Annotated in this window: 13 protein-coding genes and 2 tRNA genes; 4 read left to right on the top strand and 11 right to left on the bottom strand. The window is 63.7% G+C overall.

Annotated features, from left to right (window positions below):
• Positions 1-206: 206 nt before the first annotated feature.
• The 9 genes from ACFSDX_RS20120 to ACFSDX_RS20080 all read right to left on the bottom strand — a co-directional run bounded on the left by ACFSDX_RS20120 (position 207) and on the right by ACFSDX_RS20080 (position 9,550).
• Positions 207-291 (bottom strand) — tRNA-Ser (locus ACFSDX_RS20120).
• Between the two features lie 74 nt (positions 292-365).
• Positions 366-452, bottom strand: a tRNA-Ser gene (locus tag ACFSDX_RS20115).
• A 116-nt stretch (positions 453-568) separates the two neighbouring features.
• On the bottom strand, positions 569-1,522 hold the full coding sequence (locus ACFSDX_RS20110) for a YihY/virulence factor BrkB family protein (RefSeq protein WP_382316832.1): 954 nt from the start codon (positions 1,520-1,522) through the stop codon (positions 569-571).
• Positions 1,523-1,614: 92 nt separating this feature from the next.
• The gene (locus ACFSDX_RS20105) at positions 1,615-2,103 is read right to left on the bottom strand and encodes an acyl-CoA thioesterase (protein WP_382316830.1); all 489 of its coding nucleotides are present in this window, start codon (positions 2,101-2,103) and stop codon (positions 1,615-1,617) included.
• 203 nt (positions 2,104-2,306) lie between these two features.
• On the bottom strand, positions 2,307-5,090 hold the full coding sequence (locus tag ACFSDX_RS20100) for a S8 family serine peptidase (RefSeq protein ID WP_382316828.1): 2,784 nt from the start codon (positions 5,088-5,090) through the stop codon (positions 2,307-2,309).
• Between the two features lie 157 nt (positions 5,091-5,247).
• On the bottom strand, positions 5,248-5,805 hold the full coding sequence (locus ACFSDX_RS20095; protein ID WP_382316826.1) for a hypothetical protein: 558 nt from the start codon (positions 5,803-5,805) through the stop codon (positions 5,248-5,250).
• Between the two features lie 189 nt (positions 5,806-5,994).
• The gene (locus ACFSDX_RS20090; protein ID WP_382316825.1) at positions 5,995-8,520 is read right to left on the bottom strand and encodes an excinuclease ABC subunit UvrA; all 2,526 of its coding nucleotides are present in this window, start codon (positions 8,518-8,520) and stop codon (positions 5,995-5,997) included.
• 190 nt (positions 8,521-8,710) lie between these two features.
• On the bottom strand, positions 8,711-9,067 hold the full coding sequence (locus ACFSDX_RS20085; protein ID WP_382316823.1) for a hypothetical protein: 357 nt from the start codon (positions 9,065-9,067) through the stop codon (positions 8,711-8,713).
• Between the two features lie 12 nt (positions 9,068-9,079).
• Positions 9,080-9,550 carry a hypothetical protein gene (locus tag ACFSDX_RS20080; RefSeq protein WP_382316821.1) on the bottom strand — a complete coding sequence of 157 codons (471 nt, stop codon included), beginning with the start codon at positions 9,548-9,550 and terminating at the stop codon, positions 9,080-9,082.
• A gap of 139 nt (positions 9,551-9,689) precedes the next feature.
• Between ACFSDX_RS20080 and ACFSDX_RS20075 the strand changes: the two genes are divergently transcribed.
• Entirely contained in the window at positions 9,690-9,968 is a 279-nt protein-coding gene (locus ACFSDX_RS20075; RefSeq protein ID WP_382316819.1) for a GNAT family N-acetyltransferase, read from the top strand.
• A 64-nt stretch (positions 9,969-10,032) separates the two neighbouring features.
• Here the strand turns inward: ACFSDX_RS20075 and ACFSDX_RS20070 are convergent, their stop codons facing one another.
• Both ACFSDX_RS20070 and ACFSDX_RS20065 read right to left on the bottom strand, forming a co-directional pair.
• Positions 10,033-11,436 carry a cytochrome P450 gene (locus tag ACFSDX_RS20070; RefSeq protein ID WP_382316818.1) on the bottom strand — a complete coding sequence of 468 codons (1,404 nt, stop codon included), beginning with the start codon at positions 11,434-11,436 and terminating at the stop codon, positions 10,033-10,035.
• A 171-nt stretch (positions 11,437-11,607) separates the two neighbouring features.
• Positions 11,608-12,165: a hypothetical protein gene (locus ACFSDX_RS20065; RefSeq protein ID WP_382316817.1), complete on the bottom strand. Its 558-nt coding sequence runs from the start codon at positions 12,163-12,165 to the stop codon at positions 11,608-11,610.
• 122 nt (positions 12,166-12,287) lie between these two features.
• Here ACFSDX_RS20065 and ACFSDX_RS20060 point away from each other — a divergent pair, with 122 nt between their 5' ends.
• The 3 genes from ACFSDX_RS20060 to ACFSDX_RS20050 all read left to right on the top strand — a co-directional run bounded on the left by ACFSDX_RS20060 (position 12,288) and on the right by ACFSDX_RS20050 (position 14,725).
• Positions 12,288-13,148, top strand: coding sequence for an aldo/keto reductase (locus tag ACFSDX_RS20060; RefSeq protein ID WP_382316816.1), 861 nt, complete (start codon positions 12,288-12,290; stop codon positions 13,146-13,148).
• 89 nt (positions 13,149-13,237) lie between these two features.
• A complete protein-coding gene (locus tag ACFSDX_RS20055) occupies positions 13,238-14,266 on the top strand; it encodes an aldo/keto reductase (RefSeq protein WP_382316814.1) in 1,029 nt (342 codons plus the stop codon).
• 168 nt (positions 14,267-14,434) lie between these two features.
• Positions 14,435-14,725, top strand: coding sequence for an ATP-dependent Clp protease adaptor ClpS (locus ACFSDX_RS20050; RefSeq protein ID WP_382316812.1), 291 nt, complete (start codon positions 14,435-14,437; stop codon positions 14,723-14,725).
• Positions 14,726-14,836: the final 111 nt, after the last annotated feature.

Below are 14,836 nucleotides of genomic sequence, written 5' to 3'. Positions count from 1 at the left end.
TAGGGCGTTTTTTTGTGCCCGCGAGTCTGCGTACTTCCATTCAGCGGTTATCCGGGTGGGTAGGCTGAATGGCTACCAAAGCCTAGCCGCCGCCCGCAGGAGCGGCGCGCTTGCTCCAGCAGGCGCAAAAGCTCGGAAAGTAGCCCGCCGGACATGCCCCAGAAAAGAAAAACCCCCGTTTCCAAGCTGGAAACGGGGGGGGGTTGCAGAGAAGGAGGGATTCGAACCCCCGGACCTGTAACAGTCAGCGGTTTTCAAGACCGCCGCAATCGACCACTCTGCCACTTCTCTAAAAATAAAATGGTAAAACGGCAAATCGGCGAAGTATGGAAGCTACTTCACCAACTCACTACTTTACCATTTCGTAGAGAGGGGGGGATTCGAACCCCCGATACCCTTGCAGGTATAACGGATTTCGAATCCGTCGCATTCGACCACTCTGCCACCTCTCTAGGGTCCCAAACGAGTGGTTGGGGCTGCAAAAGTAGGAAGCAATGAGCAATGGGCAATGAGCAAGGAGCAGATAACTCGTAAAAATTCCGCTTCCGAGTCTGCTCCTTGCTCATTGTCAATTACTAATTTTTTTTAGGCGGCCGGTGGCGGCGTCCATGCTCACGTTGACTTCGAAGCCGATAATGAGCGTCATGCACACAAATTCGAGCCACACCATGAAGCCCACCAGCGCCCCAATGGAGCCGTAAAACGTGTTGTATGAGTTGAAAATGCGCACGTAGAGCGTGAACAGAAACGAGACCAGGAAGATGAGCAGCGTGGCCACCAGCGCCCCCACCGACAAAAACGGCCACTTGTCATGCACCGGCGGCACGAAGTAGTAAATGACGCAGGTGGTGGTGAGAAACAGCCCGATGAGTGAGCCGTAGCGCAGGGCCATCGTCATGAATTCGGACGAGCTTTCGGGCACAATTTCGTAGAACACCAGCCCGTCGATGATGAAGGTGCCGAAAAAGATGCCCGCGATAGCCACCACCAGCAGCAGCGCCAGCACAAAGGTGAGCCCGGTGGCAATCAGGCGCTTGTGCAGGTAGCCGCGGTGCTTGAACCACGGGTATTTTTTCTCAAACGCGTCGAGCAGGGCCATGATGCCGTTGCTGCTGAGCACCAGCGCCGTCACAAAGCCGAACGAGAGCAGCCCGCCGTGCGGAATGCGCACGATGTCTTCAATGGTGGTGGCGGTGGCCGCGTACAACTCGTGGGGCATGATGTCGGCCAGGAACTGGAGAATGTCCACGTCAAGGCTCGGCACCGGGATGTAGGGAATGAGCGTGAACAGGAAAATAATGGTCGGAAACAGGGCCAGCGTGAGGTTGAAGGCCATGTAGGCGGCGCGCTTTTCCAGGGAGTCGAGACGCAGCTCGTGCAGCACGCGCTCGCCCACGTCGTAGAGCGAGAGGCTGCCGCCGCGCAGGTGCTTGCGCTTGCCCCAGGCCATGAGGGTGCGGTAGGCGCGGTGGCGGCGCACATCGGGCACCAAAGCGCGGCGGCGGGTGGGAGGAGCGAGCATGCTTTGAATGAGTGAAGGAGTGAACTGGTGAATGAGTGAAGGAGTCTCTGAAATGAATCATTCACTCAATCACTCCTTTATCAATTCACTCACTATTTACCGAAGGAGGCTGGAGCGGGTGCCTCGCCGGGCGTGGCGCGGCCGGGGCCTAGGGGGCCCAGCGCCTCGGCTTCGGAAAAATACGGCGTTAGTTTTTCGCGCACGCTGTCGGGGATGGGCACGGGGCGGCCGTTGGTGGTGCTCACGAATACCATGAGGGTATAGCCTTCGGTGAGCAGGTCGTTGGCCTCATTGCGGATTTCGTACTCGAATTTCACCCGCGAGCCTTCGGCCAACTCCTTGAGCATAACCCGGATGGTGAGCAGGTCGTCGTAGCGGGCGGGTCGGCGGAAACGCGTGTGCAGCTCGCCCACCGGCATGCCCACGCCCTGGGCTTCCAGGTCCTTATAGCGAATGCCAAGCTGGCGAAACGACTCGGTGCGGGCGACTTCGAAGTAGGCGGCATAGTTGCCGTGGTAGACGTAGCCCATTTGGTCGGTTTCAGCATAGCGAACGCGGAGCTGGATGTCGGCAGCATACATAAGAGCAGGAGAAGGAAAAGGTCGGCGAAAGCCAAGCTGATTGGCCCGGCAAGATTAACACGGCCGACGCCAAATAGTGCGGATTAAGGATAGTAGCTTGGACTTTGTAGTCCGAGCTACTGCGCGCGCCGGCCTGCGCTCTAACGCAAAACCCCTCCGCCCGGTGGGGCGCAGGGGTTTGCATACCTAGGAAAAAATCCGGTCTACTCGCGCACCAGCCGGCGCACCAGCGTACCGCCCGCCCCCGAAATGCGCAGGGTGTACACGCCCACGGCCAGCGTAGGCAGCCGCAGCTCGCCGCCCGCGGCACCTAGGGCCTGGCGGGCCACTTCCTGACCTAGGGCATTGAGCACCTGCGCCGTGGCCACGCCAAAACCTACGGGCAGCACTATCTGCACCAAGCCGGTGCTCGGGTTAGGATACGCCTGCCAGGTGCCCGCGGCGGCGGCGGTCGTGGCCAGCGGCTGCGAGGGCACGTAGGCGGCCGTGGCAGCCGCGGCGGCGGCTTGCAGCTCGGCCAGCGTGGGGGCGGCCAGCACCGCGAAGGCCACCGTGGCCGAATCGCCGGGGGCCAGGCGGGGCACCAGCGTGCTCAGCACCTGCGACACGTCGGCCCCGGCGGGCTCGGCGCCCGCGGCCCGGTGCGCCCGGCCAAAGCCGCCGCTGAGCGCCAGGTACTTTTCGGTGGGGCTGAAGCCATCGCCGAAAAAGATAGGCGTGCCGGTGGCGGCGTTATTATCAATCGAATAGATGCCCACCGGGCCGCGGCCCAGCACTTGCACCCCGGCGTAGAGGCGCGGGGCCAGGGGGTCGTAGGAGTACCCTAGGTGCCGCACCGAGTCGTAGCGGGCCAGGTTACGGCCGGTTTCGCCGGGCAGGTCCCAGTCGGTGAACAGGCCCGCGTAGAGGGGCTTGAGGGTATCGGCGGTGATGTTTTTGAGTGAATATTCCAGCACAATAAAATTGCGGCGCGCGGCGGGCGCGGCCCAGGCTAGGCCCCGCTGGCGCACCCGCACGCCCACCGAGCGCGGCGCCGCCGCGGTGGGCAGCGAGTCGCGGAAGGTGCTGTAGGCTTCCTGGTCGGCGCGGGGGCCGGGCAGAACCCGCCGAATGGGCGACTCGGTGTAGAACGACTCGCGTAGGGTACCCGGCGCGGCGCGCAGGCGGTCAGAAACCCGCGTGGGCGAGGTGGCCAGCAGCAGGCCGCCTTCGCTCAGCAGCGGGCCCACGGTGCGGTAGCTCACGCCGAGGCCACCCTGGTCGTAGCCGCCATCGTAGCCCAGGCTGCCGCGGCTGCTGAGGCTGGCCACCAGGTCACCGGCGTCGAGCTGTGCAAAATCGGGGTTGAGGCGTATGTCTAGGTACTGGTCGGTTTGGTAGCCGCCGGCGGCCGTGAGCCGGTAGCGCAGAGTAGCGCTGGCGTTTGGTGGCACCGCGCTGGCCACGGTCAGCTGGAAGGGCTGGTCGGCGTTGGTACTCTGGGCCAGCGCATTGAGGTTACCCACTGCGAAGCTGCCCTGCTGCACCGTGAGGTAGGGCGAGAGCGACGTGACCGTAACCGTGAGCCCAGTCAAGGGCTGCAACAGGTTGCGCACCATAATCGCCAGTTGCACGCGCTCGCCGGGGGCGTAGCCGGCGGGCCGGGCCGGGGCCAGGGTACTGGTTACCACCCGCGCCTCGCGGTAGCTGAGCGCGGCCACGGCCCGGCCCACGTTGAGGCGGCCCGTACCGAGCTTGCCGCGGTAGGCAGCGTTGGCCGGCAGGCTGTACACCGCCGTATCGGCCGACTGCCGCAGTTGGGCCATCACCTGCTCGGCCCGCAGCTGCGGAAAGCGCCCGCGCACCAGCGCCGCCGCCCCCGCCACCTGCGGCGCCGCCAGCGATGTGCCCGAGCTGGCCCGGTAATCGGTATCAGCCCTATCGCCCTTCACCGACCAGATGTTGGTGGCGGGCGCGCTCAGGTCGATGCGGTAGCCGTAGGTGGCAAACTCCCACTTAGCATCGTTTTCGTCGGTGCCCGACACGGCCAGCACGTGGTCGTAGGAGGCGGGGTAGAAGCGCAGGTCGCCGTGGGTGTTGCCCGAGGCAGCTACCAGCACGGCATCCTTGTTTACGGCAGCGTAGGTGCACACATCCTGCTCGAAGCGCGAGTAGCCGCCCGCCCCGCCCCACGACATATTGATGACCCGGCAGCCGTGGTCGGCCGCGTACACAATGGCCTCGTAGCCCGAAAACGAGCCCGTGCTGGTGCCCGGAAACACCTGCACCGGTAAAAACTTGCAGTTGAACGCCACGCCCGCCACGCCGATACCGTTGTCGGCCTGGCCCGCCATCACGCCCGCCACCAAGGAGCCGTGGTAGGCGCCGTCGGCGTTGGTGGCGGGGTCGTTGTTGCCGTTGGCCACATCCCAGCCCCGAAAATTGTCGACGTAGCCGTCGAGGTCATCATCCACGCCGTTGATGGGGTCGGCGTAGTTATACTTGATTTTGCGCACCAAATCGGTGTGGCTCGGGCGCATGCCGGTATCGGTGAGGCCAATTACTACGGTCGTGTCGCCCTTGGTAAAATCCCAGGCCCGGTAGGCATTGATGCGCTTGAGGTAGTACTGCAAGCCGCTCACCGAGTCAGCGTACAAGTCGTTGGGCTGGTAGAGCGGCTCGCGCACGTAGAGCGGCTCCACGTACTCCACGGCCTCGGTTCCCAGCAACAGGGCCCGCGCTTTGGCCAGCGTAGCCCCGGCCGGCACCCGCACTTGGTAGATGCGGCGCAGGTCCACGCTGCCCGGTACTTCGGAATTGGGAGCCGTAGCCTGCGGAAATTTCTGGGTCAATTCCGTGGCCCCTAGGGCGCGGAGCGCGGCCGCCACGGCCGCCGGAGCGGCGGCTGGCTTTAGCTTCAGCACCAACCGTCCCGGCAGGGTAGGCGGCTCGGCCCAGGCACCCAGCCGCAACAGCACAAATAGAATGATAGTAAGAATATATTTCATAAAGCCTTAATAATTAAGCGCAGCCGTTGTAAAGATAAGAGTAGTTGCTGATGTACCGTGGACCCTGCGGGTCCGCGCGTGGATAGTAGCAGCCGGGCGATACCACGCGCGGACCCGCAGGGTCCACGGTACACCAGGTACGCCAGCAGCCCCGCCCCTACCCGGCCGGCCACTGCCGGGGCAGGCCGGCCTCGCGGGCCAGCGGCGCGGCGCCCGAGGCGTAGAGGCCGCCGAGCACGGCCGTGGCCGTTTCGGCCAGCTCGAGGTGGTAGTCGGCGTGCAGTTTGTTGGCTTGCTTGAGGGCTTCCTGGGTGCGGCGCACCAAATGCTGGAGCAGCGGCTGGGTGGGGCCGTGCAGCCGCGCCACCACGGCGGGCTGGTGCTGAAACACGTTGGCCAACAGACGCAAGCTCAGCTCGACCTCGCCAAAGGCATCGTCGGTGATGCGAGTGTGGTAGGCCAGGCGCGCTTGTAGCTGCCGCAGGATAACCAACAGGTCATTAGGCGTTTGGTGGTAGCCGCGCACGGGGTCATCGACCTGCTGGCGCAGCACGGCGCGGCGGTCGGCTACGCCGTCGGGGCCCTCGAGCAGGCGGTGGGCCAGTTGCTCGGTCAGCACGGCATCCTGGGCTACGAGGCGGGCCAGTAGCTGGTCTTTTTCCTTCGGCGGCAGGTCGAAGAGGGCGCGGCGCAGGTCGGGCGGCAGGGTGGGCATGGGTGAGGAGGATACTATTGGTTGATTAGAAGAAGCGTTGTCATTGCGAGGAGGCACGATATTCTGCGCATCAAGCAGAGACAATCGCACCTAGGGATTACCCAAATGGTTCGCCGAGCACTCGTCCTGATGCGATTGTCTCTGCTTGATGCGCAGAATGTCGTGCCTCCTCGCAATAACAAACGCTACCTACTCCCCCGCCAAAAACCGCTGCAAATACGGCGCAGTTTTGCTCTTTTTCACTTGCGCCACGGCGGCCGGCGGGCCGGCCGCCACCACCTGGCCGCCCTCGTCGCCAGCACCGGGGCCAATGTCAATAACCCAGTCGCTGGTGGCGACTACGTGCATGTCGTGCTCGACCACCACTACCGTGTTGCCGGCATCCACCAGGCCGTGGAGTTGCTTGAGGAGCTTCTCCACGTCGGCAGGGTGCAGGCCGGTGGTGGGCTCGTCGAGCACGTAGAGCGAGTGGCCCCTAGGGGGGCGCTGGAGCTCGGCGGCGAGCTTGATGCGCTGGGCCTCGCCGCCGCTGAGCTCGGTGGCGGGCTGCCCCAGGCGCAGGTAGCCCAGGCCCACTTCGCGCAGTACCGTGAGGGCGCGCTGCACGGCGGGCTCCTCGGCGAAGAACTCCCAGGCGGCATCCACGGTCAGGCCCAGCACATCGGCGATGTTCTTTTCGCGGTAGGTTATTTCCAGCGTTTTAGCGTTGTAGCGGGTGCCGTGGCACACCGGGCAGGGCGTGTACACGCTGGGCAGGAACAGCAGCTCAACCATCACAAAACCTTCGCCCTGGCAGTTTTCGCAGCGGCCCTTGGCCACGTTGAAAGAGAAGCGGCCCGCGTCGTAGCGGCGCTGGCGGGCCGCGGGCGTAGCCGCGAACAGCTTGCGCACGTGGTCAAACAGGCCGGTGTAGGTGGCCATATTGGAGCGCGGCGTGCGGCCGATGGGCTGCTGGTCCACGCGCACCAGGCGGCTTATCTGGGCGATGCCTTCGGTAATGCGGCCTTCGGTGGCGGCCTCGTCGGCGCGCTCCAGCGCGTCGCCTTCCGGCTCTTCGGGCGCGATTTCCTGCCCTAGGTGCCGGGCCACGAGCTCGACCAGCACCTGGCTGACCAAGGTCGATTTGCCCGAGCCCGACACGCCCGTGACGCTGGTGAAGACCCCCAGAGGAAAATCGGCGTCGAGCCGATTCAGGTTGTGCCGCGTGACGCCGCGCAGCCGCAGCCAGCCGCTGGGCTCGCGTGGTGCGCGGGGCGCCAAGGGCGCTTGGTCAAACAGATACGGGCGCGTTTGCGACTCTGCCACGTTGGCCAGGCCCGCCAGCGGGCCGCTGTAGAGGATGTGGCCGCCCTGCTCGCCGGCGCCCGGCCCCACGTCTATTATCCAGTCGGCCTGCTTGATTACTTCCAGCTCGTGCTCGACCACGAACAGCGAGTTGCCGGCTCGCCGCAGGCCACCTAGGGCCTTTAGCAGGGCCGCCGTGTCCACGGGGTGCAGGCCGGCCGAGGGCTCGTCGAGCACGTACACCACGCCGAACAGATTGGAGCGCACCTGGGTGGCCAGCCGCAGCCGTTGCAGCTCGCCGGGCGAGAGCGTGGGCGTGCTGCGCTCCAGCGTCAGGTAGCCGAGCCCTAGGTCGAGCAGCACGCCCAGGCGGCCGCAGAGGTCGTCGGCAATACGCTGCGTCACAATGACTTTCTCCGGAAATTGCGCGTCGTAGTCCGCCCCGCGGTTGACCTCACTTTCTGCATACGGCCGCAGCAGCGCCGCCAGTGCTTTGAGCGGCAGGCGTGAGATATCAGCGATATCGAGCCCCGCAAAGGTTACGCTCAGCGACTCGGGCCGCAGGCGCTTGCCGTGGCAGAGCGGGCACTCGGTGCTGAGCATAAATTGGAGCGCCCGCTTCTTCATTTGGGCGCTCTGGGTGTTGGCAAACGAGTGGAACACGTGCCGCCGGGCGCTACTGAACGTGCCCATGTAGTTGGGCTGCTCCTGGCGCCGCAGGGCGCGGCGCGTTTCCTCGGGCGAGTAGCCGGGGTACACGGGCACCACCGGCTGCTCGTCGGTGAAGAGTATCCAGTCGCGCTCCTTCTGGGGTAAGTCGCGCCAGGGCTTATCCACGTCGTAGCCCAGGCTCACCAATATATCGCGCTGGTTTTGGCCACCCCAGGCGGTGGGCCACGCCGCAATGGCCCGCTCCCGGATAGTGAGCGCGTCGTCGGGCACCATCGAGCGCTCGGTGGCTTCGTACACCCGCCCTAGGCCGTGGCAGGTGGGGCAGGCGCCTTCCGGCGTGTTGGGCGAAAAGCCTTCGGCGTAGATAATCGGCTGGTTTTTGGGGTAGTCGCCGGCCCGCGAGTACAGCATCCGCAAGAGGTTAGAAAGCGTTGTGACGCTGCCCACCGACGAGCGCGTGGTGCCGCCGCCGCGCTGCTGCTGCAAGGCCACGGCCGGCGGCAGCCCATCCACGCTGTCCACCTCGGGCACCAAGAGCTGGTGAAACAGCCGCCGCGCATACGGCGACACCGACTCTAGGTAGCGCCGCTGGGCCTCGGCATAGAGCGTACCAAACGCCAGCGACGACTTGCCCGACCCTGACACGCCCGTAAATACCACCAGCGCATCGCGCGGAATGTCCACGTCCACGTTTTGCAAATTGTGCTCGCGGGCGCCGCGCACCCGCACATAGCCGGGACGGTTAGTTGATTCTTCCATTCTGAATAAGCGTAAGGCTTGTCAGAACGGGCGCGGGGGGCGGCGGGTTAGCGAAATCATACTAGGAGCCAACTAAGCGGCAAGTCCTGGTATCCTGACTACATGCAAAAGCGCCTGCGGCCGGGTGGCCGCAGGCGCTTTTGTGGCTTGGGTGCAGAGATGCAATATCTCGCGTCTCTACGCCTAGCAACTACTCTTCCGGGTCGCTTTCGGCGGTCAGGTTTTTACCCTGGTGCTGCATTTCAGGCAGCGTGAAATTAGCGTCGCGGGCGTGCGTGAGCTCGTCGGGTAGGTTGTCGGCGCTGGCGGGCGATGGGCCGTCGGGGGCTTGGGTATCCGAGCGCAGCGAATCGTCCATCATGTCGGCCATTTGCTGGCCGCTGTTGTCGTCGAATACTTGGCCGGCCGTTTCGCGGTCGAGGAAGCTATCCGATTCTTTTTCGGTCTCCGTCCGCGCGTCGGGCGCGGCGTTGGCGGGGGCATCGCTGGGGGCACCGGCCTTGTCGTTCAGGTTGTTGGTGTCCGGCGTTTGAGGAATAGAGGCCATAAGAAGAAGTGCTTAGTCGTTAGAATGTTCCTCGTCGTTTTTTCCTTTAAACGAGGCTTGCTTGTGGCCGCCGGCGTAGCGTTCGTCGTCTTCGGCCCAGCCCACTTTTTGCGCGTCGGCGTCGGCATTTTGCACGGCACGCACGGCCTGCGGGTCCTGGTTTTGGGCTACGTGGCCGCGCTGCTGCTCGGGGTTGGCGTTTTGCGCGTCGGTCGAATAGTCTTCCGTAGCCGACGCGTCTTTATCGCGAAACTCGCTGAACTCGTCGGGGTTATCGTTGCTGCCGTCGTTGCGGGGCGAGCCGCCCTGGTTCTCCACGTTGTTGGGGTTGCCAAAGTCGCCGTAGCGGGGCGTGCCGGCCTGCGCTTCGGTAGCGGCGGTGTCTACCTGGGGGCGGGCTTCGTCGGCGCGCTTTTGCTGTTCGGCGGGCAGGGCGCCCTTGTCAGTCGCAGCCGGGTCGTCGGAGTTCGAGAAAATGCTCATGGGAGGGAAAAGAAAAGCTGATAGAAAACCATATCGGGCCACGCCCGTCTTGTGTTTACTCCCGTTTGCGGTTTCTGGTTTCTCGCGCCGGCTCGGTAGCCCCTAGGTAGGGGCATTGTCTCCACTTTTTCTTCTACACATGACTATTCAGCACCATCCCGAAGAGCAAACCTTTTTGGCGGGCCCCGCCAATGACCCCGCCGAACTGGCCTACACGCTACCCGCCCCCGGCGTCATCGACTTTACCCACACCTTCGTGCCCGAAGAAGCGCGCGGCCAGGGCCAGGCCGATGAGCTAGCCCGCACGGGCCTCGCCTACGCCCGCGAGCAGCACCTGAAGGTGCGCACCAGCTGCGAGTTTATGCAGGCCTTCGTGCAACGCCACAAGGCGGAATATCAGGATATTTTAGAAGGGTAAGAGGGTTTGGGGGTAGGAGGGTGTGGGTGGGAAGATTGAAATACCCTCCTACCCTCATACTCTCCTACCCCCGCCGCTCGAAGCGCAGGCGCAGCTCGCCGGCGGGCCGCAGCGTCACCAGCGGGTTCATGCCGGGGGGCGTGGCGGTGGTGGGCAGCACCCGGTAGCGGCGCAGGGTTTGGATAAGCACCAGCTGAAGCTCGGTGAGGGCAAAGTGGCTGCCCACGCACAACCTAGGGCCGCCGCCGAAGGGCAGGTAGCCGTAGGTGGGCAGCGCGGGCTGGGCGTCCGGGGCGAAGCGCTCGGGGCGGAATTCCTCGGCCGCGGGCCACAGGCCGGCGTGGTGGTGCACGCCGTACACGTAGAGCGAAAACACGCTGCCCTTCGGAATGCGCACGCCCTGAAACTCATCGTCTTCGGTAGCCACGCGGTCGATTATCCAGGCGGGCGGGTAGAGGCGCATGGCTTCCTGCACCACTTGCAGGGCGTAGGGCAGGCGCGGCAAATCGGCAAATTCCACGGCCTGGCCGGCTGGCAGCTCGCGCTCAATTTCGGCCACTAGCTGGTCCTGCGCCGCGGGGTGGCGGGCCAGCAGGTAGAAAGCCCAGGCCAGGGCGTTGGCCGAAGTTTCGTGGCCCGCCACCAACAGGATGTTGAGCTCGTCAACCAGCTGATGCTCAGTCATGGCCTCGCCGTTGTCTTCGTAGCGCGCATCGAGCAGCATTTGCAGCAGGTCGTCGGGCGGGGCGGCATCGGCGGGGGCGGCCGCCTGGGTGGCGCGGTGCCGGCCGATGGCCGCGCGCACCAGCTCGCGCAGGCGCTGGGCCAGGTCGTCGTGGTGGCGGTAGCGCCCGCGCAGGTGCTGCACGGGCAGCAGATAGGGCTGCCGAATGGTGGTGACATAGAACAGCTGAATGGCCGTGAGCCAGTCGCTGAGCTGCACCAGCTCGGCGTCGCCTAGGCTGTTGCCAAACACCGACCGCGCCACGATGCGAAACGCCACCCGCGTCATGGCGGCGTGGGCGTCTACTTCCACCGCGGCCCCGGTAGCGGCACCTAGGGCGTCGAGCTCGGCCACCCACTCATCGGCCGCGACCCGCATGAGGCGGGTGAGGCCCGCCAAGCGCTGCCGGTGAAAGCCGGGCTGAATGAGCCGGCGCTGGCGCAGCCAATCGGCGCCCTCGTTGGTGAGCAGGCCCTTGCCCAGGTAGCGCAGCAGCCCGTGCGTGAGGTCGGACTTGTGGTAGCGGCGGTGGTTTTTCTGCAGCACGTGCTGCACCAGCGCCGGGTCGCGCGTCACGATGGACGGCTTCACACCGCCCAGGTACAGGTGCACGGTGTCGCCGTAGGCCGCCAGCACCTTATTGAGGTTGCCCACCGGGTCGCGGGCCATGCGCAACGACTGGCGCAGCGTGAGCCAGCGCGGTACTTGCGGCCAGGTGGCGGGGGTAGTGGGGGGAGTAGACATTGCTGATAATCAAAACAGTAGTATTCGTCATGCTCATCTGGCGTCCGCGCAGCATAACGAAGTCGAAGCATCTCTACCGCTTCGTTGCTAGCGAAAGAGTTAGTTCATCGGTAGAGATGCTTCGGCTCCGCTCAGCATGATGGCCGTGCTTCATAATCTCATTCAACCTATTTACTCCGGTATCACCAGCTCCCTGGGGAGCTCAAATTTGAGCTCGCGGCTCTTGCTGCGGCCGTGCAGTTGGGTTAGAAAGCCATCGAGCTCCGTCTTGTATTCCAGCCACAGGTCCTCGTGCAGGCTCTTCGGGATGAGCTGCGTGAGGCGGGCCGCCAGCCGGGCCGTGCCCACGAAGAAGCCCTGGTACTCGCTGCTGAACTGCCCGGTGTAGTTGTCAAAAATCAGCCGCAGAATGTACATGCTCAGGTCAATTTCGAGCTGCTTGTGCTTGGTGATGCGCCGGGCGCGGGCCGCTTCCTGCAAAGCAGCGCGCAGGGCTTTCACGAGGCTGCGGTTGAGCAAGCGCCCCGTCACGGCCACGTTGAAGAGCTCGTGGATGCGGTCGGCGCTCGTGTCATACACGCTTTCGAGGGTCGCGTCGGGCAGCAGCTCAAAGCCGAAGGTGTCGTAGAGTTCGGCGTCGCGGCGCACGGCGCGCAGCACCAGCGCCTCCTTTTCCTTATCGGAAAGGCGACCTAGAGCTTTTTTGAAATCGGAGGAGGGAACTGGCATAATACAGACCGCGAAGCTAACCCCCGGCCCCGAACACTTAGCGCGCTGCGTCGTTTACACCATCGCCGCGCCGCGGTACTACGCGCTGTTTTTCACTTCATTAAACGTACATCTTCCCTATCATGAGCTCCCCCACGCCCACCTACGCCAAGACTTTCACCATCGGCGGCGACCTCACCGTGAACCGCCTCGGCTACGGCGCCATGCGCATCACCGGGCCCGGCACCTGGGGCCCGCCCCAGGACCACGACGAGAGCGTCCGGGTGCTCAAACGCGCCGTGGAGCTAGGTATCAACTTCATCGACACCGCCGATAGCTACGGCCCCAACGTGTCGGAAGAGCTGATTGCCGAGGCCCTGCACCCCTACCCCGCCGGCCTGGTGGTGGCCACTAAGGGCGGCCTGCTACGCACCGGCCCCAACCAGTGGCCCATCGATGCCAGCCCCAAGCACCTAGAGGAAGTGCTGCACGGCAGCCTTCAGCGCCTCAAGGTCGAGCAAATTGACCTCTACCAGCTGCACCGCGTCGATGACAAAGTGCCGTTTGAGGACACGCTGCGCTTCCTGCAAAAAGCCCAGCAGGACGGTTTCATCAAGCACATCGGCCTGTCGGAAGTCAGTGTGGAGCAAATTAAGAAGGCCCAGGAGTTTGTCAATATCGTGTCGGTGCAGAATATGTACTCGGTCGATAACCGCAAGTGGGAGCCCGTGCTCGACTACACCCGTGCGCAGGGCATGGCCTTCATTCCGTGGTACCCGCTGGCCGGCGGCAACGCCGAGGCGTTGAAATCGCTCGACCAAATTGCCCAGCAGCACGGCGCCACCCCGCAGCAAATTGCCCTGAGCTGGCTGCTGCACCACTCGCCCAACATCCTGCTCATTCCCGGCACCTCGAAGGTCAACCACCTAGAGGAGAACGTAAAAACGGCGGACATTGCCCTGTCGGCCGAGGACATGGCCACGCTGGATAAGGTCGGGAAGTAATAGATTCTGTCATGCTTATCTGGCGTCAGCGCAGCGTAGCGGAGTCGAAGCATGACAGACGTTTTTAACATCAAAAGCCACTAAGTACTATGAAATACAATCTCTTAGGCAATACTGGCCTGAAAGTATCGGAGCTCTGCCTGGGCACCATGACCTTCGGCACCACGGGCGGCCGCTTCGGCGCCATCAGCGGTGTAGACCAGGCCGGGGCCGATGCCCTGACCAAGCGCGCCCTTGAGGCGGGCATCAACTTCATCGACACGGCCAACGTGTACAGCGAGGGCCACTCGGAGGAGATAACCGGCCAGGCCCTGCGCAACCTCGGCATCAACCGCTACGACGTGGTGCTGGCCACCAAGGTACGCGGCAAAATGGGCGACGGCCCCAACGATACCGGCCTCACCCGCAAGCACATCATCGCCCAAGCTGAGGCCAGCCTCAAGCGCCTAGGTACCGATTACATCGACCTCTACCAGACGCACAGCTTCGACCCGCTCACGCCCTGGGAGGAAACGCTGCGCGCCCTCGACGACCTCGTGCGCAGCGGCAAGGTGCGCTACATCGGGGCCAGCAACGTGGCCGCCTGGCAGCTCATGAAGGCCCTCGGGGTGTCGCAGTACCAGCACCTTGAAAAGTACGTGTCGCTGCAAGCCTACTACACCATTGCGGGGCGCGAGCTGGAGCGCGAAATCGTACCCCTGCTGCTCGACCAAAAGGTGGGCCTCATGGTGTGGAGCCCGCTGGCCGGCGGCTTCCTCAGCGGCAAGTACACCCGCGAAAACCAGCAGGCCGAAGGCCGGCGCGGCGGTAGTGGCTTCGACTTCCCGCCCGTTAACAAAGACCTGGCGTTCGATATTATCGACAAGCTAAAGCCGATGGCCGAGGCCAAGGGCAGCACCGTGGCCGCGCTGGCACTGGCCTGGCTGCTGCACCAAAAAGTAGTGAGCAGCGCCATCATCGGGGCCAAGAAAATGGAGCAGTTGGAAGACAACCTCACGGCGGTAGATGTGAAGTTTACGCCCGAGGAATTGCAGCAGCTCGATGAGGTCAGCAAGCTAGCCTCGGAGTACCCCGACTGGATGCTGGAATTCACGAGCGGCGACCGCAAGGTAGAGTAGTGGAATTAGGTAATGGGGTAATTGGCGTAATGGGTAATGAATGCTTAGCATTACCCATTACGCCAATTACCCCATTACCCATTTTTTCGGAAACGAAACCACGGTAGCAGGGGTTATAATCCGGTGCCACTACTCTACTGGCGGCCTTAGTCGTCGTATTTTTGCCTTATGGCTTTCCCCGCTACCCGCCCGCAGATTGATTATGACGAGGACGTCCTCACGCTCGAAGAAGAGCAGGAGCTGCGCACGCTTATTGTCTACAACGACGACGTGAACACGTTCGAGCACGTTATTCAGACCCTTATCGACGTGTGCGAGCACGAGCCCGAGCAGGCCGAGCAGTGCACGCTGCTTATCCACCACAAGGGCAAGTGCGCGGTTAAAAACGGCACCTACGAGGAGCTGGAACCGCGTTGCTCGGCCATCCACGACCGCGGCATTTCGGCCGACATTGTTTGATTTAGTTTTTAGCCGTCATGCAGAGCGCAGCGAAGCATCTCGCGTGGCGCAGTAAATCCTGACGTTTTGAGGTTAGTGCAGCACGCGAGATGCTTCGCTGTGCGCTGCATG

This window comes from Hymenobacter bucti (assembly GCF_042681145.1).
Taxonomy (GTDB): domain Bacteria; phylum Bacteroidota; class Bacteroidia; order Cytophagales; family Hymenobacteraceae; genus Hymenobacter; species Hymenobacter bucti.
This window is presented reverse-complemented; position numbering and strand designations above follow the sequence as displayed.

Coding starts and splice junctions, on each gene's coding strand:
- ACFSDX_RS20065 (WP_382316817.1), bottom strand. CDS start 12,165: ATGCCAGTTCCCTCCTCCGATTTCAAAAAAGCTCTAGGTCGCCTTTCC.
- ACFSDX_RS20110 (WP_382316832.1), bottom strand. CDS start 1,522: ATGCTCGCTCCTCCCACCCGCCGCCGCGCTTTGGTGCCCGATGTGCGC.
- ACFSDX_RS20090 (WP_382316825.1), bottom strand. CDS start 8,520: ATGGAAGAATCAACTAACCGTCCCGGCTATGTGCGGGTGCGCGGCGCC.
- ACFSDX_RS20095 (WP_382316826.1), bottom strand. CDS start 5,805: ATGCCCACCCTGCCGCCCGACCTGCGCCGCGCCCTCTTCGACCTGCCG.
- ACFSDX_RS20075 (WP_382316819.1), top strand. CDS start 9,690: ATGACTATTCAGCACCATCCCGAAGAGCAAACCTTTTTGGCGGGCCCC.
- ACFSDX_RS20085 (WP_382316823.1), bottom strand. CDS start 9,067: ATGGCCTCTATTCCTCAAACGCCGGACACCAACAACCTGAACGACAAG.
- ACFSDX_RS20080 (WP_382316821.1), bottom strand. CDS start 9,550: ATGAGCATTTTCTCGAACTCCGACGACCCGGCTGCGACTGACAAGGGC.
- ACFSDX_RS20105 (WP_382316830.1), bottom strand. CDS start 2,103: ATGTATGCTGCCGACATCCAGCTCCGCGTTCGCTATGCTGAAACCGAC.
- ACFSDX_RS20100 (WP_382316828.1), bottom strand. CDS start 5,090: ATGAAATATATTCTTACTATCATTCTATTTGTGCTGTTGCGGCTGGGT.
- ACFSDX_RS20070 (WP_382316818.1), bottom strand. CDS start 11,436: ATGTCTACTCCCCCCACTACCCCCGCCACCTGGCCGCAAGTACCGCGC.
- ACFSDX_RS20060 (WP_382316816.1), top strand. CDS start 12,288: ATGAGCTCCCCCACGCCCACCTACGCCAAGACTTTCACCATCGGCGGC.
- ACFSDX_RS20055 (WP_382316814.1), top strand. CDS start 13,238: ATGAAATACAATCTCTTAGGCAATACTGGCCTGAAAGTATCGGAGCTC.
- ACFSDX_RS20050 (WP_382316812.1), top strand. CDS start 14,435: ATGGCTTTCCCCGCTACCCGCCCGCAGATTGATTATGACGAGGACGTC.